Genomic DNA, 20,759 nt, shown 5'->3' with positions numbered 1-20,759 from the left:
TTAATTAATAGACTTATAATAAGTTGATTATAGATTAAAGATTTGTAGAAATCAATATTATTTTGTCAAAGGAGAGTACATATGTTTGTAATTACAGGAGCAACAATTTGGAATGGCAAGGAAGAAATACTCGAGAATACTAACCTTTTTATCCGCGATGGAAAAATTGAAAAAATCTCTGAGGAATTAGATGCGTCAGATGCTTACCGTAAAATTGACGGGAAAAATTACATTGTTACTCCGGGGTTTATTGATGTGCACACGCATTTGGGAGTATCTGAGGAAGGAGTCGGGCAGGAGGGCGCTGATTTTAATGAAACCTCTGACCCCGTTACACCTGAAGTAAGAGCAATAGACGGTATCAACCCTCGTGAAGAAGGTCTGAAAACAGCCAGAAAATCTGGAATTACAACTGTTCAGGTAATGCCGGGAAGTGCCAATGTGATTGGCGGAGAAATGTCTGTTTTAAAAACAACCGGTCATATTGTTGATGAGATGATAATTCGTCAGACATCAGGAATGAAGGCTGCAACTGGTGAAAACCCTAAGAGATTTCACGGTTCGAAAGGAAAAATGCCGACTACCCGGATGGGAGTTGCAGCAGTATTAAGGAAAAAACTGCTGGAAGCAAAAGCATACGCGGAAAATGAGAATCCGAAATGCGATCTTGGTTTAGAGCAATTAGCAAAAGTGATAAATAAAGAAATACCTTTACGTGTTCACGCTCACCGTGCAGATGATATTATCACTGTACTCCGCTTAAAAAGAGAATTTGATATTGATATAACGATTGAACACTGTACAGAAGGCCATTTTATCGCTGATTATATTGCAAAGCATGATGTTATGGTTTCCGTTGGTCCAACAATGTCTTCCCGCTCTAAAGTAGAGCTGAAGGATAAAAGCTGGAGTACAATTAAAACATTAATGGATGCCGGTATATCCTGCTCTATTACAACAGATCATCCTGTTGTCGGAATCGAATATCTGCTGACCAGTGCAATCCACGCTATCAAAAATGGACTGACTGAACAGCAGGCTTTAAAAGCAGTTACATCTAACTCAGCCAAACACCTTGGGGTCGAGGATCGTGTAGGAACGCTTGAAATCGGAAAAGACGCTGATTTTCTACTTTGGGAAGGAAATCCGTTTCATCCGCAATCTAGCTTGAGCCATGTATTTATCAATGGTGAAGAAATAACAGACTAAATCAAAACAGCAAAAAGAAGCAGGAGAATTTATGTTGCGACTCTCTGCTTCTTTCTTTTCTCCTATTTACCCCATTAACGCTGTCATCAAAGCCTTTTGAGCATGCAGACGATTTTCAGATTGCTGAAAGACAACAGAGTGTTTCCCATCAATAACTCCTGCTGAAACCTCTTCCCCACGATGTGCTGGAAGACAATGCATAAATGTTACATCTAGTTTAGCTTCAGCAAGCAGCTCTTCATTTACCTGATACTGCTGAAATTCCTGCACGCGCTGTGTCTGTTCTGCCTCTTGTCCCATGCTAGCCCATACATCTGTATAAATAACATCAGCATCTTTAACAGCTGCAGCCGGGTCGTTACTCCATTCAATGGTTGCACCGTGCTCTCCGGCGAATTGTTTCGCTCTTTCCGTAACCTGCTCCTCTGGCTTATAATTATCCGGTGTTACTGTAACAATATGCATACCCATTTTTGCAGCGCCAATCATTAAAGAATGCGCCATATTATTTCCGTCACCAATATAAACAATCTTTTGCCCCTGCAGCACACCTTTAACCTCTTTGATTGTCTGCAAATCTGCTAATACCTGACAAGGATGATACAGATCAGTCAGTCCATTGATTACAGGAATACTTGCATACTTTGCCAGTTCCTCCACATCAGAATGATTATAGGTGCGAATCATGATTCCATCCAAATAGCCGGACAGCACCTGTGCTGTATCTGCGATTGTCTCTCCTCTGCCGATTTGAATATCCTTGGAGCTTAAGAAAATTCCCAATCCGCCAAGCTGATAAATACCTGTTTCAAAGGAGACACGGGTTCTTGTCGAAGCTTTTTCAAAAATCATGCCTAGTGTTTTGCCCTTCAATGGTTCAAAAATAACACCATCTTTACGCTGTTTCTTTTGATAGTCTGCCAATTCGATTAAATAATCAATTTCATCTTTTGTATAATCGGCAAGTGTTAGAAAGTCTCTGCCTTTTAACTCCTGTTGCTGAAATTGGATTTGATTTGCTGTCATTCACGTACACCTCTTCAAAATGTTGTTATGCATTATTATGCAATAAAAAGAATATTTATTCAATAGGTTTTTAGATTTTTATTATCTTTTTATTGAATTTGTTGGTGAGCGTATACATTCTTCCACAAGAACAAAAGCGCAGAGCGCCTGCTTAAAAACGTAGAGATTGTAGCGGCGCAACTGAGATAAAGGAAACACGGTGAGGTAACGAACCGATGTTGACTTATTGTAGGGCACGACGTGAAATCTCTAAAGTTTGGCGCTCGGAGCTGGATACGGCTGCTTTTCTATAAATAGTTATCCACAAGGCAATAATTCTATAATTTCCTAGACAACAAAAAAAGCATTTTTACAACAAGCCTCGTAGTGTTGTAAAAATGCCTCAGTAAAACTTATCCTTTTACTTGAATAACTGCTACCTTCAAATAATTCCCCTGCTTAAAATGCTTATCTACTGCAAAATCACCTGGCAATGAGAACTCTTCCAAAATCGTATATTTCTTTTGTTTCGCCTGAAATCCTCGATGAATCATATCTTTGAACTTCTTCATCCCGAAGGAGGCTGTGTTGGTGGAAGCAATAATCACTCCGTTTTTTTCCAGCAGATCAATAGAATTCTCTATCAGCTCCGGGTAATCCTTCGCTGTCCGAAATGTTCTTTTCTTAGAGCGCGCAAAGCTTGGCGGATCAAGAACAACAACATCATATTGCAGATTCTTCCGTTTGGCATATTTAAAATAATCAAATACATCCATCACAATAATATCCTGCTGCTCAAAATCAATGCCATTTACACTAAACTGCTCAACCGTCTTACTTTTACTTCTTTTTGCTAAATCAACACTGGTGGTTTTCACAGCACCGCCTAATGCAGCTGCCACAGAGAAAGCCCCGGTATAGGAAAAGGTATTCAACACATGCTTACCCTTGGCATATCTGTCACGCAATGCTTTTCGGACGTCACGCTGATCTAAGAAAATGCCGACCATTGCCCCATCATTCAGGTAAACAGCATAGTTCATTCCATTTTCTTTCACCATCAGTGGAAATTCGCCCCTTGTTCCTTTTACAAAATCATCATCTTCTACATACTGTCCTTTTGTATCAAAACGTTTCTTCTCGTAAATCCCCTGATAGTCATCCAGCTCGTCAAAAACTTGTATAATCCAGTCTTTAAACGCATAGATTCCTTCACTGTACCACTGAATAACGTAATAGCCATCGAAATAGTCAATAATTAATCCGCCAATACCATCACCTTCTCCATTGAACATGCGAAAGGCTGTTGTTTCTTCGGCTTGATAATAAGAACGTCGTTTATTCATAGCACTGAGCAGCTTCCGTTTAAAGAAACTTTGATCAATGGTTTCTTCCTGTTTAAAAGTTAATACCCAGCCCATACCTTTATTTTGGCGGCCTGCATATGCCTGTCCTAAAAATTCGCCCTGGGATGTATGCAGTGCAATGATCTCTCCTTCGCTAAGCTTATGGGGCTCATCAATAGCTTCTTCCAAAATTAATGGGTTTTGCTGTTTGATATTTTTTACATAGGATTGCTTTACCGTTACTCGCTTCATCATTTCACCCTTATTCCTAATTTGTTTCAGGATCTTCAATCACTGCAAAAACACAGGTATCTCTGAGTTCCCCATTGTCTTCTCTATCATCATTTCTTAAAATCCCTTCCAGCTCATACCCGGCTCTTTCAGCAACTGCTTTACTTTTCCCGTTTTTCGTATCACACCGGATTTCCACACGATTTGCATCCAACTCCCGGAATGCAAAGGCAGTCAGTCCTTTTACCAATTCTGTAACATAGCCTTTTCCACTATGCTTTGTATCAATCCAATAACCAATTTCAAATTTTCGTACTTCCCAATTAATACGATGTAATCCGCTGGAAATAATAAATTCTCCGCTCTCTTTATCAAAAGCATGAAATCGTAAATCCTCACGTGCTAAAAAGTTCAAATAAGCCTCTTTTGTTGTCTTTTTTACATCTGATTCCGTCTGCTCCTGCCGTGCAAATGGGAGCCAGGGCTTTAACTCATTGATAGAGTCCTGCATCGCCTTATAAAGCGGCTGCCAATCTTCCGGCTTCGGCGCCCGGATGACCAGCCTTTCGGTTTCAAATTGATCTGGAAATGTTAACAGTATAGGCTCCATTGTATCGTACTCCCTCTCTATACCTAAGAATTTATTTTTCGCGCACCTTCAGATAAAATTCACTTGTATTGCCTTTTTCATATAAATTTGTCGTTGAAGTTGAATATTCTTGGATAACTGCCGGGAAGGACAAAGATTTTTCAGGAATGTTAACCTGAAAATCATTTTTATACAGCAATGTCGTTACGTCATGATAGGTTTCACTGGTTACATCAAATGAAAATGCAATCTGTTTCTTACCAGCTATTTCATCCAGCTCAACCTGTTTTCCTTCAAATATTTGTCCGTTTATCTTGATTTCCATGTATAATCTCCTCCTTAATCTAGTCCTACGTGTGGGCTGCGGCGTTCCACAAGCACAACATCCCGCCATCTGCCGTCTTCCATCTGTCCAATTTTCTCACGGTATCCGACCTTGCGGAAGCCCATCTTTTCATGCAGCTTCAGACTGCCTGTGTTTTCAGGGAAGATTTCCGATTGCAGCATCCATATCCCAGCTGCTTCACTTGCCTCAATCAATGCCTGCATAAGCTTTGTGCCAATGCCTTTCCCTACACTGTCTTTATGCAGGTAAATGCTTACCTCTGCAACTCCCTGATATGCCTCTCTGGCAGATATAGGTAATAATGATGCCCAACCAAGGATACGTTCTCCCTCGCGGACAACCAGCCGGCATGCTTGTAAATGATCCTGATTCCAGTCTTCCCATGATTTCCAATCAGGCTCATCCATTTCAAAAGTCGCATTACGAGTTTCCATTCCATAATGATATATTTCCAAAACCTGCTTCCAATCTTCCGCTTTCATCTGATCAATGACAATTTCCATGCATTAAAGCTCCTTTTTCACGATAGATAATGATTAATATCTTACATGTTTTTCATATGAAATTCTAGTGAATAAGACAAGTTCCTTAATTATTTGCTACAATATAGAGAAAACCTGTGAAGGAAAGGAAGTGAACCGATGAAAGTTTATGTAGATGCCGATGCCTGTCCGGTCAAAGACATTATTATAGAGGAAGCAGGGAAGAAATCTGTTCCTGTAGTTCTGGTAACCAGTATCTCACATTTTTCTTTAAAGGAATATCCTGATTGGGTGGAAACGATTTATGTGGACACAGGTGCGGACGCGGCAGATTACCGGATTATGAAGCTCGCCAAAAAAGAGGATATTGTGGTCACTCAGGATTATGGACTTGCTTCTCTCGCACTTGCAAAGGGCTGTTATGTACTTCATCACAAAGGATTTGCCTATACCAATGGTAATATTGACCAGCTTCTGCAATCCCGCTACCTGAGCGCCAAGGAGCGGCGAAGTGGAAAGCATTCAAAGGGTCCTAAAGCATTAACGGAAGAAGATCGGCAAAAGTTTTCGGAGCTTTTCCGCAACTATTTATCAGGTAAAAATTAAAAAAGCACTCTTACTGTTTTCTATAGCCTTTCTTTATCAGGTTGAAAACGTTAGAGTGCTTTTTAAGATTATTTTATTCATCTTCCTCAAAGGCCGCAAAATTTGTGGAGAATAAATGCTTTACAGGATCTCCTGGATCAGCGATTTTTTTCGCGTGGTTAACTGCGATTGGTCCTTCATTAAAAGCTCCGGCAATTAATCCAAGCTTATCCGGATAATACGCAATATCACCAATTGCAAATACGCCCTCCACAGAAGTCTGCATACTGGAATCTACGGCAATCATACCGTCTTTCATTTCCAATCCCCATGTAGTAATCGGCTCCAGATTAATTTGAAAGCCATGATTGACTACTAGCCGGTCAATCTGAATCTCTTTCTCATCCGTTTCATCCTCTAAATGTCCCAATATTACCTTTTCAATCTGCCCCTCTGTTCCATGCAATCCCTTTAATTCATACGGCGTCATTACATTTACACGTGAATTTTTCAGCTTCGTCACGCTGCTTTCCAATCCTTTGAACTCATTACGGCGATGGATAAGCGTTACACTTTTTGCAATGTTCTCAAGCTCCAGCGCCCAATCAACAGCGCTGTTGCCGCCGCCGGAAATAAGCACATGCTTATCATGATAATCCGCCAGCTTCCGTACCGTATAATGCAAGCTTTTCTCTTCGTAATAAATCGCTTCTGGATGATCTAATTTCACAGAATGCAATGTTCCAAATCCAGTTGCCAGCATAATTGTTTTAGAATAATGGATATTTCCGTTGCTGCTTACAAGTTCAAAGTTCCCATCATCCATGCGATGCATATCAACAACCTGTTCTCCCAGAATAACCGCCGGCTCGAAGGTCATAGCCTGCTCCACCAGCTGCTCGGTTACTTCTTCTCCGGTAGCATGGGCAATACCACCAATGTCACGAATTACTTTTTCCGGGTAAAAATAAGGTACCTTCCCGCCGAGATAGGGGAGATATTCAATAATTTTTGTCTTCATTTCACGCATCCCACTATAGAAGGCAGCAAATAACCCTGCAGGTCCACCGCCAATTATCGTTACGTCATATATTTCTTCGTTCATAATTACCTGAGTCCCTTCCCTTTTTTAGTTTGTTTTCATCAGCAGATAAACAAAATAAGGTGTACTGACAATCGATACAACAATACCAACAGGTATCGTTGTCGGCGCTAAAATATTACTTCCAATCATATCAGCTGCCATTAAAATAAATGCTCCCAGCAAGGCAGAAATCGGAATCACATAATGATGCAGCGGTCCGACCAGCTTGCGGACAATATGCGGAACAACAAGTCCTAAAAAGGCAATCGCTCCGCCAGCTGCAACTGATGCTCCCGCTAATGCTACAGCAATTAGAAGCAGGATTCCCCGCTCTCTTTCAACATGTGTACCAAGACCAGACGCAACATCCTCTCCTAAGTGAAAGACATTTAAGTTTCTCGCTTTATTTATTGCAATTGGAATAAGTATCAGCATCCATGGCAATAAAGCAAATACAAAATTCCAGTTCGCACTCCAAATCTCTCCAGACAGCCAAATCGTTACCTGACGATAATTTTGTGGATCCATGCGCAGCTGTAAAATTGTCAGCAGGGCACCAAACGCCGCATTTACTCCGATCCCCACTAAAACAAGACGAATCGGTGATACCCCTTTTTTCCAGGCAATGGCGTAAATTAAAATTGCTGCCGTAAAGGCCCCAATTAAAGCAATAAACGGAAGCATGTAGGTACTTAGTGCGCTGGTTGCCGGGATGACTCCTTGAAAGAAATAAAGAAATAAAACAATCGCAAAGCCTGCTCCTGAATTAATTCCTAATATTCCCGGGTCAGCAAGTCCGTTTTGTGTGATACCCTGCATAATCGTTCCTGAAACTGCCAAGCCTGCTCCAATTAATAATGCCAAAATAATTCCCGGCATCCGGAATTTAAATAACACAAGCTCCTGTCTGTCTGATCCCTGTCCCATCAGTGTTTGAACCACTTCTTTCGGCGAGATGGAAATCGCCCCCAGATTTAAACTAAGAAAGGAAAAAACAATAATCCCGATAACTAATATACTGATAATCGTCCAAAACCGGAGCCGTTTTTGTTTTTCTAATATATTCATTTTTTGTCACCCCCGCTGCCTCTGGCCAAATAGAGGAAGAATGGCACACCGATAATGGAGGTTATTGCTCCTACCGGTGTTTCGAACGGGGCGTTAATCATTCGTGCAATAAGGTCCGCATTCACAAGTAATAAAGCACCTAACACTGCTGAGGTAGGAATAATCCAGCGGTAATCTGTTCCAATAATAAAACGCGTAATATGTGGAATAATCAAACCGACAAAACCGACAGAACCTGCAACAGAAACTGCTGCACCGGTTAATATTAATACAACTACAATACCGGTAATCTTAATAAGTGTATTATTCTGTCCCAATCCCGTAGATAAATCGTCTCCCAAGCTCAAAACAGTGATGGACTTCGCAATCGACAATGCTAAAATCACCCCGGCTGCTCCAGCAATAAGAAGGATTATTACCGCATTCCATCCTGCTCCATCTAATCCGCCGGCAAGCCAAAATCCGATATCCTTCTCCAACTGAAAATGCAGTGAAAGAATGGAGGAAACTGACCGCAGTAAGGTCCCTATTGCGACCCCGGCCAGTGCCAGCTTAACAGGTGTCAATCCACTGCTTGAAAAGGATCCCACTAAAAACACCAGAGTTACAGCTATACCCGCCCCAAGAAAAGAAGCAAACATTAAGCCAACACTGGAAACCGCCGGGTAAAAGGCCAGGATAATCACAAGCATAAACGCAGCCCCATCTGTTACTCCCATAATAGACGGAGATGCGAGCGGATTACGTGTCATTCCCTGCATTACAGCTCCAGACATAGCTAAAAACGCGCCTACCAGCACAGCTGCCAAGGCACGCGGAATACGCAGCTCCCAAATAACCTGATGGGCCTGCTCTCCTTGACTGAATTTGAACACAGCCTGCCAGACAGTATGTAAATCAATCGTTGTTGCGCCATAAGAGATAGACACACCAATTGAAAAAATAACAAGGTAAATCCCTATGATATTAATTAATACCTTCGTCAACTGAGAAGAACGTGAAAACAATCTCATTTCTTGTATACTCCTATAATTTCATCATAAAATATGGTTGTAATATGATTTGGTTTTTTAGAATTAAAATTCAATAAAAACATGCTTTTAAATAACTTATTGACTTTCTAATTGAAACTGATTATCATTATCGTTAGACGTTCATTATAACATAAAAGGAGAAAAAGAGATGAACAAATTTATGCAAAAAAATTATTTATTTATGCTGATATTTACCACTCTATTACTTCTTGCTGCTTGCGGCAATAGTAATGACAATAAGTCTGATGATTCAAATACATCTGACGATCCAGAGGAAGCATCCGAAATCACCGTCGATTCGGAAATGGGAGAAGTTACTGTTCCTGCAAATCCGGAAAAAATTCTTGCCTCTTACAATGAAGATACATTAATTGCACTAGGTGAAAAACCAGTTGCAAAATGGGCAATTGGCGAAAGTGTTCAGGACTATCTGGAAGAAGATTTAGCAGATGTAGAAACAATTGAATGGACATTACCTTTAGAGCAAGTACTTAGCATAGAGCCGGATCTTATTATTTTAGATCATACTTTAGATAACTATGAAGGTTCTTATGAAGACTATGCTGCGATTGCTCCAACATATGTATTATCCGAGGAAGAAGTAAGTGACTGGAAAGTACGTTTACAGAAAATTGGAGAAATCCTTGGAAAAGAAGAAGAAGCTGAACAGGCTTTAGCAGATTATGATGAAAAAGTGGCAACAGCGGAAGAAGAGCTGAATGATACATTAGGTGATGAATCTGTAGCAATGATGTGGGTTGTCGGCGGAAAATACTTCTTATTTGAGGAAAATCGTCACTCTGCAAACATGATTTACAATGAACTGGGTGTAGAAGTTCCTGAGCTTGTCAAGGAGCTTGGACAAGGTGAAGAAGCCTGGAACCCGATTTCTTTAGAAAAGCTTTCTGAGATTGATGCTGATCATCTGATTATTTTAGGCTACGAAGACGATGAAGGAATCGAAGCGTTGAAAAACAGTAATGTATGGAACAATACTGATGTTGTCAAAAATGATCAGGTTTACTACATTGAAGATGAAAGTAACTGGACAAACAGTGGTTTAGTCGCTTCTGAACAGACAATTGATATGTTTGTTGATTTATTTAAGTAATTTCTTAAAAAGTGTGTCCCAAAAGAACAAAAGCTGATCCCCTCTTTTTTCAGCTTTTGTTCTTTTTTAGATTCAGCTCAATAAAATTAACTTATCTCTCCTGTTTTTCGATAAATTCAATCGGCATATCTTCAGATAATTTATTAGCTAATACTTCTAGTCGGCTCAGCTTGCTATGATCTTCCACTTGTAATTCCCGATTGCTGATTATCGTAGAATACGTACTAAAATCCTTCTCACTTTCTTTAAATTCACTAAAAGTAATTTCCAGATTTTCATTTTCATTTTCAAAATTAATTACAAGTTCATCATCATTTAACTGATAAGTTCCTTCTGTGTCGATCGTCCTTACTGCATTATCATCTAAAAACTCTAATGTTACAACAACCGGATATTTATCAAGTTTATCAATATCCTCTTGAAATACCGGCGTATTAGCAACTTTAAATGTCTTCCCGGATAAACTGTTGCTGTCATTACTGCAGGCTGAAATGAAGAATACAGATAAAAATGCTATAAAAATAATCAAGCCTTTTTTCATAAGGTAATCCTCCTCCCTTAAATAAATGTAATAATCTTACTATTAAATATATTATGATACTGAACTAATAACAACATTATTTTGAATTTCACCATATCTGCCATAAACCAAATAATTCTAAGCTCTGTAAAAAAATGTATACTGCAAATATACTACTTACACTCCCACAGTTTGTAATACCCTGACGCAAAAATAGTAGTTCCTAAGAAAAATTAAATATTATTTGTCACCTAATTGAAAATTATTATCATTGACTATTAGTCTCCCAAGCAATAAAATGAAATTAGAAGCTAATACGCACCTTTTTAGGTCAGGAGGCGTTTTCATTGAACTCATTAACAGCGAGTAACTTAACACTTGGGTTCGGAGACCGGATTATTATAGATGAATTGGACATTTCCATCCCTAAAGGGGAAATCACTGTTTTTATCGGCCCAAATGGCTGTGGAAAATCAACTTTACTACGTTCTTTGGCACGTTTATTAAAGCCAAAGCAGGGATCTGTTATATTAAACGGACAAAATATTGCTAAAATGCGGACCCGGGAAGTAGCACAAAACATGGCTATTCTCCCACAGGCGCCAACCAGCCCGGAAGGATTAACAGTATATGAGCTTGTTAAGCAGGGCAGACACCCTTACCGCAAAGTTATGAAGCAATGGTCGAAAGAGGATGAAGAAGCTGTACAAAAAGCGTTAGAGGATACAAATATGTCAGATTTGAAAGACCAGTCTGTCGATTCCCTGTCAGGCGGGCAGCGTCAGCGGGCATGGATCGCTTTAACGTTAGCACAGGATACAGACATCATCTTATTAGATGAGCCGACTACTTATCTTGATTTAACGCACCAAATCGATGTACTTGACCTTCTTTTTGAATTAAATGAAAAAGACGGCCGGACGATTGTGATGGTATTGCATGACTTGAATCTAGCAAGCCGTTACGCGCATCATATTATTGCAATTAAAGATAAAAAAGTATATGCGCAGGGAAAACCGGAGGACACGATTTCAGCTGACCTTGTATCTGCAGTATTCCGGATGCGGTGTAATATCGCATGTGATCCGATATTCGGGACTCCAATGTGCATTCCTCACGGACGGGGAAATTGTTTAATCAAAGATGCTGTGCAGGAAAATTCCATACTCCAGACAACACCTGAAGCTTTATAATATTTACACGGACAATGATTTCATATTCTTTTATCAGAATAGGGGCTTGTCCGTTTTTTTCTTTTGGTGACAAATACCTCTTTTTCCGCTATACTGTAATCAACAAATATCGAAAGGGTGAACAAAGGGAACATGAAGTACTAATCCTGTTTTTTTAAAGAATGAATTCAAATAAAAGTATGGTTAACAGCAGAACTATCGGCCTCATCCTGCTGTGTTATTTTTCGTGCTTTTATGGAATGATTTCAGAACAGGATTAGCCTTTATCCTTTGTGGTACCCATATGGAATGAGCGAGAAATATGCCCATTTCCTTTTTTTGGCGACCCCTGTTCTGATCTGAATGCAGAGTAGGGGTTTTTGGCATTTAACTGCCTTCTCCCCTTTGTAACTCTTAACAGATACGGAGATGATTTTATGACTATTTTAGAAGCACATCATATTAAACAAAGTATTAAAGACCGGGAATTGTTCTCTATAGAAAACTTAGCCGTTCATTCCAAGGACCGGATTGGTTTAGTCGGTAAAAACGGCTCAGGAAAAACAACCCTGCTCAATCTGCTTGCCGGCAAAATTCAGCCTGAACAAGGTACAATTCTAATGTATACTTCTGTAGAGTTATTGCCACAATTAAAAGAGAAACGTGATCAAAAAAGCGGCGGTGAAGTGACACAGGCTTATATCGTTGAGGCTTTGAAAAAGCAGACTGGCCTTCTCCTTGCAGACGAACCGACAACAAATCTGGATACGGCTCATATTGAATGGCTTGAGAAACAGCTGTCTCATTGGCAGGGAGCGCTTATTATTGTCTCTCATGACCGTAACTTTTTAGATAAACTATGTAATGTAATTTGGGAAATTGATGAAAAAAGTCTTCAAATTTATTCCGGCAATTATACAGCTTACCGCCGGCAAAAAGAAAAAGAAATAGAAAAGCAGCGCCTGGCTTATGAACATTACCAGCAGAAAAGACAACAGCTTGAACGCGCGATTGAGAAAAAAGAACAAAAAGCACAACGGGCAACAAAAACACCTAAAAGTAAGATTGGTTCTACCGAAGAATCTTTAAAAGGGGCTAAACCCTATTTTGCAAAAAAGCAGAAAAAGCTGCAAAAAACATCAAAGGCTTTGGAAACAAGATTAGATAATCTCGAAAAAGTGGAAAAGGTCAGAGAAGCTGCTCCACTGAAAATGACTCTTTCCAATCAAGCAAGATTGCAGCAGAAAATTATTTTACGGATAGAGGATTTAGAAGGAGCTGTTCCCGGAAAGCAATTATGGAAAAAAGCCAGTTTAAATATAAAAGGAGGAGATAAGGTAGGCATTATCGGCCCAAATGGAGCGGGAAAAACAACCCTTGTTAAAAAAATAATGCAGGGAGATGCCGGTATTACCCTGAATCCATCTGTTAAAATTGGTTATTTTAAACAAGACTTATCAACGCTGAACTCAGAAAAGTCAATTCTAGAAAATGTCAAAGAAACCTCCAAGCAGGATGAAACACTGATTCGGACAGTTTTAGCCAGACTGCATTTCTACCGGGACGATGTATTTAAGCCTGTTCACGTTCTCAGCGGCGGAGAGCAGGTCAAGGTAGCATTTGCTAAGCTTTTTGTCAGTGATATCAATATGCTTATTCTGGATGAACCGACAAACTACCTGGATATCGAAGCGGTAGAAGCATTGGAAGGTCTACTTCAGGCTTATGAGGGTACTGTTTTGTTTGTATCGCATGATCGGCAATTTATCGAAAATATTGCAACAAAGGTTATTGAAATTAATCATCAGGCGCTTACTTTTTTTGACGGGAGCTTTCGACAGCTCCATGAAGAACCGGCACAAAAAGAATCGCAAGAAGACCCAACGGAACAGCAGCTAATGATTATTGAAACGAAGATCACAGAAATATTAAGCAAGCTCAGTCTGGAGCCTTCTAATGAATTAGACCAGGAATTTCAAAAGCTTCTCCAGCAAAAGCGTATGCTTTTAAACCAGCAAAAGAAATGATGAATACTCCCGCCTGTTCATTGCACTTAACCTAGCGCATTCCTTGAGGTTGGGAGTCCTCTCTGATAGAATAAAGCTTGATTCAGCAGGAGGTATTCCCTCCTGCTGCTAATTATCGTCATTGCAGAAAGGAACCCAAACATGCAGCTAGCAAACGATTTAACCGATAAAACAGCGATAGAATTAAATCATATCAGCTATTCGGATGATAACCTAGATATTATTAAAGATATTTCAGGGGTTCTTCCTGAAGGAAAAATCACCACATTTGTCGGACCTTCCGGCGCCGGAAAAACTACTATTTTCCGGTTGATGAACGGGCTGATTTCTCCAACTAAAGGAGAGCTTTTTCTTTTTGGTGAAAATATTCAAACCATAGAACCGACCACATTACGGCGTACAGTTGGCATCGCACTTCAGGATGCTACTATGCTGCGCGGCTCTGTTTATAAAAATCTGGCTATGCCTAAAACATTGCAAAATCAGGGATTAGAAAAGGAAGAGGCAGAGCACTTATTAACACAAGTAGGAATGGATGCTTCCTTTCTCAACCGGGATGTATCAGATTTATCCGGAGGTCAGCTCCAAAAGATATCAATTGCACGTACACTTGTCAATCGTCCGAAGGTATTACTTCTTGACGAAATTACCTCATCCCTTGACCGTGTATCTACATCAGACATTGAGCATTTGATCCAGCATATCAATCAAGAATTTGCAGTGACCATTGCCTGGATTACGCATAATTTAGAACAGGCCTTGCATATTGGAGATTATACATGGGTCATGATGAATGGAGAGCTTATTGAATCAGGAAGTACAGATTTATTGAAAAATCCATCTAATCCCCGTGTACAGAAATTTATGAAGGGAGGATGGCAATGAGCTTTCTAAACTTGAGCTTATCGCTTATTTTTGTACTTATTCCCTTAATCCTTTCCAAAACATTAAATCTTGGATTAGGAAAAGATACATTTATCGCGACTATTCGTTCCATTATTCAACTCATAGCTGTCGGCTATGTCCTGACTTTTGTATTTGAATCAGGCAGTTATCTTTTTATTATCCTGATGGTTGCTCTAATGATTGGAGCAGCAACGCATAATGCACAGAAAAAAGGAGCTTCTATTAAAGGAATTATTTGGAAGCTGATTCTTACATTTATATTTATTGAGATACTGACGCAAAGTATTTTATTAGGATTTCAAATCACACCGCCAACCGCACAGTATATTATTCCAATCAGCGGAATGGTTGTCGGTAATTCGATGGTGCTCTCCATTCTTTTTCTCAATCGATTCACAGCAGAGATTCAGACGCAGAAAAAAGAAACGGAGCTTCTGCTTTCTTTAGGCGGCACCCCGAAACAGGCCATCCACCTGCCGCTAATTCATTCTATTAAAGCCAGCTTGATTCCGACAATTGAAAGCCAAAAAACAATCGGTCTTGTTCAATTGCCAGGAATGATGAGCGGACAGATTATTGCTGGAGCAGACCCAATTCAGGCCGTTCAGTTCCAGCTGTTAATTCTCTTTCTGTTACTGACAACAGCAGCCGTAACCAGTATTATGCTCGGCTTTTTATCCTATCCAACACTTTTTAATGAACGGATGCAAATGCTCAAGATTAAGATAAATGAAGAAGAATAGGTTTACAGGAAGCTCTATTTTTGCAGGCTTTCAAGCTAATCCTGCTTCTAGGCTAATTTAAAAGAATTCATTTTGAAAAGGATAATCAAAATGAATTCTTTTTTGAATCCACATCCGAAAAAAACAATCGCATACAGCACTCCTTTGTCTACTACATAATTACTTTCACGAAGGTCTGATGATTGGAGCTACAAACTTTCTATCGCCTATAAGGACAATTTATTTCATAGAGTAAATGCTGAGAAATTAATAAAAACAATTGAAACGATTCATTGGATTTAGTTATTACAAGCATTGACTGCTTCCCGCCAATTTGACAAATAAGTTATAATTCATTATTATTTAATTAAATATATCTTAATTAAAAATATATACACTTATATTATTAATTTATAAAAGGAGGCAAAAAAATGTCTGAGAATTTATCACTAAAAACCTTTGTGATTACCATGAAAGCATCCAAAGCTTTAGAAGAAGTTACCAAACAGGATATAAAAAAACATGGTATGCGTGCATCAGACTTTGCTATTTTAGAAGCACTATACCATAAAGGCAGACAAACTATCCGTGAAATTTCTGAATCAGTATTAATCAGCACAGGCTCGATAACATACGTGATTGATAAGCTTGAAAAAAAGGAGCTTCTCATCCGGACAAATTGTCCCGACGACAGAAGAGCAGTCTATTTAGAAATCACAGATAGAGGAAAGCAAACCATGGATGATATTTTTCCAAAACATCAGCTGGTAATTGAAGAACTATTCGAAGGAATTTCGGAGAGCGATAAAGAGACCGTTATCGAGGTCTTAAAGAAGGTTGGACATAAAGCAAGTAATAAAGAGTAACAGACAAGAAAGGATGAAAATCAATGAAATACATTTATGAAGAAAAAGCAGGTCCCAATGGTCCTACACTGCTTCTCCTCCATGGAACCGGCGGTATAGAAAGTGATTTATTACCTTTAGCAGGCATCATTGATCCGAATGCAAATGTCCTAAGTGTCCGCGGGAATGTATTAGAAAATGGCATGCCCCGTTTTTTCCGCCGGCTGGAGGAAGGCGTTTTTGATGAAGAAGATTTAATTAAACGCACAGAGGAATTACATGAATTTTTAAATGAAGCCAGCCAAAAACTTGGTTTTGACCGGAAACAGATTACGGCAATCGGTTATTCGAACGGTGCTAATATTGCCGGGAGTCTTTTATTCCATTATAAAGATTCCTTACAAAAAGCAATCCTGCATCATCCGATGGTTCCCAGAAAAGGGATTGACCTTCCGGATTTAACTGGAACAAAAGTATTTATTGCCGCTGGTGATAACGATCCGATGTGTCCTCCGGAAGAAGCAGAGGAATTACAGCAATTGTTGACAAACGGCGGGGCTGATGTCGATCTTCACTGGGAGAGTAACGGGCATCAACTGACAATGAATGAAGTTAAAGCAGCAGCAAGCTGGTACGCGAATTAAAAAGAAGGAGAGTTTGTTCTCCTTCTTTTTAATTTCTTATAATAATATAGATTGTATACAATACATAGATGAGGGCTAATATAATTCCTTCTCTTCTCCCAATTCGGAAGCTTGTCCGCGAAAAAATTAACAAAAGTATCGTCAATACTACCATTATCCAGATATCTGTGAAGATCACAGGATTGATGGCTAAAGGAGAAATCAGAGATGCTGCGCCAAGAACAAATAAGATATTAAAAATCCCGCTGCCAACAACATTTCCTAAGGCAATTTCACTTTCATTTTTTAGTGCTGCTGAGATAGAGGTAACTAATTCAGGTAATGAGGTTCCTATTGCAACAATAGTCAAACCAACTAAAGCTTCACTCATTCCCCATGACAAAGCAATTTCCGTAGCATTGGACACAACAAATTGCCCCCCAAGAATAATTGCTGCCAATCCGAGCAGAGTAATAAAGGTACTCTTTCCCCACTTTACATTTGAATCTTTAATGGCTTTGGTTTCTTTTCTGCTTTTCAAACCGACCTCAATAATGTAATACATAAAAATCGCTAGAAACAGAAAGAAAATGATTCCATCACTTCTGCTGAGGATATTTTCTGTCGATCCCTGAAGCAGTACATCACTCCCTAGTGCAAACAAAGCTACTGCCGCCAATAATGCAAAAGGAATCTGTTTGACAATCATTTCATTTTGAACCTGAAGCGGGTAAATAGCTGCTGCCAATCCAACAACCAGTGTAATATTAAAGATATTGCTTCCAACTACGTTTCCTACTGCTACATCGGCTGTTCCCTGGACAGCCGCAATAATACTCACCGTTGCTTCTGGCGCACTTGTCCCTAAGGCTACAATCGTTAATCCAATTAAAATCGGCGGAACACGCAAAAGCTGTGCAATATTGGAGGAACCATCCACAAACCAGTCTGCTCCTTTCACTAACAATGAAAATCCGATAATTAATAAGACATATTCCATGAGTCTACTCCCCATCTCTCCCTGCATTTGTGTTTTTTATTCTACCGTAATTGTATTTTCCTATCCACTATTTTCATGTAGATATTTCTTACTTTGCTGAACCCAATATAAAAATTTGATTTCCTGCAGGGTCCTTTACCATTCCTTCATCAACTGAATAGCCTAAAGCTTTCAGTCTTTTCATTGCTTTGTCTGCCTCTTCTTTAACAGGATATACTATTGTAAAAAACTTCAATCCGACTTCATTTTGATCTGGTACCGGCGCCCCTTCTCCATTCCACGTATTTATTGCAATATGATGATGATAACCGCTATCAGATAAAAAGGAAGCTCCAGGATAAACGGTTACTTCTTGAAAGCCTAATCCTTCTACATAGAACTCCTTTGCTTTTGACAAATCATTCACATGTAAATGAATATGTCCAATAAGGGTTTCTTCAGGCATGCCATTCCACTCCTCTGTTGCTAGTTCGAGAAGTCCATCTGCATCAAGCGGTTCTGTGCTCATTTGCACAGATTCTTCTGACCAGCTCCAGCTTTCAGATAATCGGTCTCTCGCTACTTCAATCCCATTTCCATCCGGATCTGAGAAATAGAGTGCTTCACTGACTAAGTGATCAGAAGCACCTAATTGCAGCGTATATCTTCTCCCCTCCTGCAAAAGATATTTTAAAAATACTGCCAGGTCTTTTCGTTCCGGCAGAAGAATAGCAAAATGATAGAGCCCTGTTGTTCTTCTTTGTTTTGACACAACTCCTTCAGGCTGCTCCAGAGTAATTAAAGCCTTCTTGCTGTCTGCCGAAAGTACTGCTTTATTATCTGTTTTCCGCATTATTCTAAAGCCCAAAAAATCTTGATAAAATTGAATAGACCGTTGCAAATCTGTTACCTGTATAGTTATATCTGATACGTATATTGTCTGTTCGTCAAAAAATTTCTTTTCCATTTATAATAGTCACCTTTCCGGTTTTATATTTCACTAAAAATAACAAACTTACTTTATGTAACTAATTATAAATGAGTGAAGTCCAGCGGTCAAAAATGTTTTCTCGTTCAGATTATTTAACTTCTGTTTAAATTAATAACTCAACTTTCGCACCTGAGAATAAGCGTCTATACCTTCCTATTCCATTATGAACATGTTCTTCATTATCCTGCTTGCATGTTGTTAAATCATCCTTCTATTGAAATGAAAATTGGATGAAATTGCTGCAATAGCAATTCATATTGTGGAGATTTGACCAATGACGAGAAAAACAATAAACACGACTACTATTTACACTATAAATAGTATAAAACGATTGTTTTCCAATTCAAATACTGATATGATAAGCGTTGCATGACGTGGTTCGTAACCATCCCACGCTAAAAAACTAGGAGGAAAACAAAATATGAATATAAAAACACTTGTGGTTAACGGGATTATCGCAGCGCTATATGTTGCTCTATCCTTGCTGGTCTCTCCCGTTGCATTCGGAGCGATTCAATTTCGAATATCAGAGATGTTTAACCATTTAATTATCTTTGATAAACGTTACTTTTTCGGAATTACAATTGGTGTATTTGCATCTAATTTATTTTCAATGGCAGGCGGGCTCGATCTCTTATTCGGGACAGCACATACTGCTATATCGTTAGGAATTATTATTTTCTTAAAGAAATATATTAAAAATACACTCACACTGTTATTCCTGAATACATTGATTTTCAGCTTTAATATGTTTATTATCGCTTTTATGCTAAAGATTGCTTTAAACTTACCATTCCTGCTTACATGGCTTACAACAGGAGCCAGTGAATTAATTGTATTGCTGATTGGTATCCCGATTTTCTATACTTTATATAAACGGATACATTTTGATAAAATAATATAGAATCGAGAATAAGACGGTGGATCATCCATCGTCTTTTTAATAATTGAAATCCAGATAACCCTTTTTAACTATACTAATGAGTATAATCAGATCACCTCTTTATAAATATCATTTTTTGTAAATTATCATTTTGAAGGGAAGGATTAATATGATTATCAGAAATCAGGACGAGCATTTTATTTTTATAGCACAGCCAGACCATGCTCTTTTATCAGGAGAATTTTTAAAACATCTGGACTCCAGTTATTTGGAGCATGCTCCTTACAAAGATTCTGTTATTTATGCTGCTTATCAGCACGACTGTGGCTGGAAAGCATTTGACAAGCAGCCCTTTTGGAATGATCAGGCTAATCAGCCTTATTCATTTATTGATTTTCCAACCATTCCAAAAACCGTATTATACACGCAGGGTATTCAACAGGTTCAGGAGAAGGATAGCTACGCTGCTTTACTTTGCAGTGAACATTATAAACGTTTCCTGATAAAATCCTCTCTCCCTGAAGCGGAAGCATTTGTTCAACAGGAAGCAAAGCGTCAGGAATGGTTAATCAGTACCATGAAGGATTTTGATAAGCAAAGCTTTGAAGCTGACTATACACTGTTACAGTTTTCCGATAACTTGTCCCTGTTTGTTTGCATGAACGAGGCCGGAGCAGAGGATAAAGACCTGCATCCTTTTTTCAAAGAAGGGTTATCCTTATCAAACAGTGCTTCTAAATTACCATCTGACTATTCCATTGGCTGGACAGGCAGAGATGCCATTGCTATAGATCCTTTTCCGTTTTCATCAGATTTCTCTGTCACTTTAACATACAAGTGTGTTCAAAAAGCAGCAATTCAACAGCAAGGATTAATTGCTGCTTATGAGCATGCTCCAATTTTAGCAGAAACAATTTGGATAAATGCCCGTAATTAATCACTTTTTTACGGAAATAAGGCCGGGAGTGCTCCTGACCTTATTTCCTGCCAAATCAAAAAGG

The 20,759-nt window shown here is 39.1% G+C and carries 22 protein-coding genes and 1 riboswitch; of the genes, 11 read left to right on the top strand and 11 right to left on the bottom strand.

What is annotated here, in order from left to right:
- Positions 1 to 81 precede the first annotated feature (81 nt).
- Positions 82 to 1,209: an amidohydrolase gene (locus tag OSO01_RS12820; protein WP_147210839.1), complete on the top strand. Its 1,128-nt coding sequence runs from the start codon at positions 82 to 84 to the stop codon at positions 1,207 to 1,209.
- A gap of 66 nt (positions 1,210 to 1,275) precedes the next feature.
- Here the strand turns inward: OSO01_RS12820 and argF are convergent, their stop codons facing one another.
- From argF to OSO01_RS12795, 5 genes are all read right to left on the bottom strand, one after another.
- Positions 1,276 to 2,235 carry an ornithine carbamoyltransferase gene (gene argF / locus OSO01_RS12815; RefSeq protein ID WP_147210838.1) on the bottom strand — a complete coding sequence of 320 codons (960 nt, stop codon included), beginning with the start codon at positions 2,233 to 2,235 and terminating at the stop codon, positions 1,276 to 1,278.
- A 392-nt stretch (positions 2,236 to 2,627) separates the two neighbouring features.
- Complete coding sequence (locus tag OSO01_RS12810) at positions 2,628 to 3,812, bottom strand: class I SAM-dependent rRNA methyltransferase (RefSeq protein ID WP_186813665.1); 1,185 nt, start codon at positions 3,810 to 3,812, stop codon at positions 2,628 to 2,630.
- A gap of 16 nt (positions 3,813 to 3,828) precedes the next feature.
- Complete coding sequence (locus OSO01_RS12805) at positions 3,829 to 4,401, bottom strand: GNAT family N-acetyltransferase (protein WP_147210836.1); 573 nt, start codon at positions 4,399 to 4,401, stop codon at positions 3,829 to 3,831.
- 31 nt (positions 4,402 to 4,432) lie between these two features.
- Positions 4,433 to 4,705 (bottom strand): DUF3219 family protein, encoded by a 273-nt coding sequence (locus OSO01_RS12800; RefSeq protein WP_147210835.1) that lies wholly within the window; start codon positions 4,703 to 4,705, stop codon positions 4,433 to 4,435.
- A 14-nt stretch (positions 4,706 to 4,719) separates the two neighbouring features.
- A complete protein-coding gene (locus OSO01_RS12795; RefSeq protein WP_147210834.1) occupies positions 4,720 to 5,229 on the bottom strand; it encodes a GNAT family N-acetyltransferase in 510 nt (169 codons plus the stop codon).
- Between the two features lie 138 nt (positions 5,230 to 5,367).
- Here OSO01_RS12795 and OSO01_RS12790 point away from each other — a divergent pair, with 138 nt between their 5' ends.
- On the top strand, positions 5,368 to 5,814 hold the full coding sequence (locus tag OSO01_RS12790; protein WP_147210833.1) for a YaiI/YqxD family protein: 447 nt from the start codon (positions 5,368 to 5,370) through the stop codon (positions 5,812 to 5,814).
- Positions 5,815 to 5,887: 73 nt separating this feature from the next.
- Here OSO01_RS12790 and OSO01_RS12785 read toward each other — a convergent pair whose 3' ends face one another.
- From OSO01_RS12785 to OSO01_RS12775, 3 genes are read right to left on the bottom strand one after another with little or no spacing between them, the layout of a single operon-like run.
- Positions 5,888 to 6,898 carry an NAD(P)/FAD-dependent oxidoreductase gene (locus OSO01_RS12785; RefSeq protein WP_147210832.1) on the bottom strand — a complete coding sequence of 337 codons (1,011 nt, stop codon included), beginning with the start codon at positions 6,896 to 6,898 and terminating at the stop codon, positions 5,888 to 5,890.
- A gap of 24 nt (positions 6,899 to 6,922) precedes the next feature.
- Positions 6,923 to 7,945 carry a FecCD family ABC transporter permease gene (locus OSO01_RS12780; protein WP_147210831.1) on the bottom strand — a complete coding sequence of 341 codons (1,023 nt, stop codon included), beginning with the start codon at positions 7,943 to 7,945 and terminating at the stop codon, positions 6,923 to 6,925.
- On the bottom strand, positions 7,942 to 8,958 hold the full coding sequence (locus OSO01_RS12775) for a FecCD family ABC transporter permease (RefSeq protein ID WP_147210830.1): 1,017 nt from the start codon (positions 8,956 to 8,958) through the stop codon (positions 7,942 to 7,944). Before OSO01_RS12775 ends, OSO01_RS12780 begins: the two co-directional genes overlap by 4 nt.
- Positions 8,959 to 9,127: 169 nt before the next feature.
- On the opposite strand from OSO01_RS12775, the gene OSO01_RS12770 reads away from it, so the two are divergent.
- On the top strand, positions 9,128 to 10,090 hold the full coding sequence (locus OSO01_RS12770) for an iron-hydroxamate ABC transporter substrate-binding protein (RefSeq protein ID WP_147210829.1): 963 nt from the start codon (positions 9,128 to 9,130) through the stop codon (positions 10,088 to 10,090).
- A gap of 91 nt (positions 10,091 to 10,181) precedes the next feature.
- Here the strand turns inward: OSO01_RS12770 and OSO01_RS12765 are convergent, their stop codons facing one another.
- Positions 10,182 to 10,631, bottom strand: coding sequence for a hypothetical protein (locus OSO01_RS12765; RefSeq protein ID WP_147210828.1), 450 nt, complete (start codon positions 10,629 to 10,631; stop codon positions 10,182 to 10,184).
- 326 nt (positions 10,632 to 10,957) lie between these two features.
- Between OSO01_RS12765 and OSO01_RS12760 the strand changes: the two genes are divergently transcribed.
- The 6 genes from OSO01_RS12760 to OSO01_RS12735 all read left to right on the top strand — a co-directional run bounded on the left by OSO01_RS12760 (position 10,958) and on the right by OSO01_RS12735 (position 16,926).
- The gene (locus tag OSO01_RS12760) at positions 10,958 to 11,803 is read left to right on the top strand and encodes an ABC transporter ATP-binding protein (RefSeq protein WP_147210827.1); all 846 of its coding nucleotides are present in this window, start codon (positions 10,958 to 10,960) and stop codon (positions 11,801 to 11,803) included.
- 416 nt (positions 11,804 to 12,219) lie between these two features.
- A complete protein-coding gene (locus tag OSO01_RS12755) occupies positions 12,220 to 13,809 on the top strand; it encodes a Vga family ABC-F type ribosomal protection protein (RefSeq protein WP_147210826.1) in 1,590 nt (529 codons plus the stop codon).
- Positions 13,810 to 13,950: 141 nt separating this feature from the next.
- Positions 13,951 to 14,694 carry an ABC transporter ATP-binding protein gene (locus OSO01_RS12750; RefSeq protein WP_147210825.1) on the top strand — a complete coding sequence of 248 codons (744 nt, stop codon included), beginning with the start codon at positions 13,951 to 13,953 and terminating at the stop codon, positions 14,692 to 14,694.
- Positions 14,691 to 15,458, top strand: coding sequence for an ABC transporter permease (locus OSO01_RS12745; protein WP_147210824.1), 768 nt, complete (start codon positions 14,691 to 14,693; stop codon positions 15,456 to 15,458). The genes OSO01_RS12750 and OSO01_RS12745 overlap by 4 nt, the downstream gene beginning before the upstream one ends.
- Before the next feature lie 410 nt (positions 15,459 to 15,868).
- Positions 15,869 to 16,303: a MarR family winged helix-turn-helix transcriptional regulator gene (locus tag OSO01_RS12740; RefSeq protein ID WP_147210823.1), complete on the top strand. Its 435-nt coding sequence runs from the start codon at positions 15,869 to 15,871 to the stop codon at positions 16,301 to 16,303.
- A 23-nt stretch (positions 16,304 to 16,326) separates the two neighbouring features.
- On the top strand, positions 16,327 to 16,926 hold the full coding sequence (locus OSO01_RS12735; RefSeq protein ID WP_147210822.1) for an alpha/beta hydrolase: 600 nt from the start codon (positions 16,327 to 16,329) through the stop codon (positions 16,924 to 16,926).
- Positions 16,927 to 16,954: 28 nt separating this feature from the next.
- Here OSO01_RS12735 and OSO01_RS12730 read toward each other — a convergent pair whose 3' ends face one another.
- Positions 16,955 to 17,905, bottom strand: a complete 951-nt coding sequence (locus OSO01_RS12730; protein WP_147210821.1) for a calcium/sodium antiporter — start codon at positions 17,903 to 17,905, stop codon at positions 16,955 to 16,957.
- A gap of 88 nt (positions 17,906 to 17,993) precedes the next feature.
- Complete coding sequence (locus OSO01_RS12725; RefSeq protein ID WP_147210820.1) at positions 17,994 to 18,851, bottom strand: VOC family protein; 858 nt, start codon at positions 18,849 to 18,851, stop codon at positions 17,994 to 17,996.
- Between the two features lie 392 nt (positions 18,852 to 19,243).
- Positions 19,244 to 19,288, top strand: a riboswitch (PreQ1 riboswitch).
- An 8-nt stretch (positions 19,289 to 19,296) separates the two neighbouring features.
- Here OSO01_RS12725 and OSO01_RS12720 point away from each other — a divergent pair.
- Complete coding sequence (locus OSO01_RS12720) at positions 19,297 to 19,779, top strand: QueT transporter family protein (protein ID WP_147210819.1); 483 nt, start codon at positions 19,297 to 19,299, stop codon at positions 19,777 to 19,779.
- A gap of 148 nt (positions 19,780 to 19,927) precedes the next feature.
- A complete protein-coding gene (locus OSO01_RS12715; protein WP_147210818.1) occupies positions 19,928 to 20,695 on the top strand; it encodes a DUF3891 family protein in 768 nt (255 codons plus the stop codon).
- Positions 20,696 to 20,759: the final 64 nt, after the last annotated feature.

The organism is Oceanobacillus sojae (genome assembly GCF_007991515.1).
GTDB lineage: Bacteria > Bacillota > Bacilli > Bacillales > Amphibacillaceae > Oceanobacillus > Oceanobacillus sojae.
Note: the sequence above shows the minus strand (reverse complement) of the source record. Positions and strands in the feature narration are given on the sequence as shown.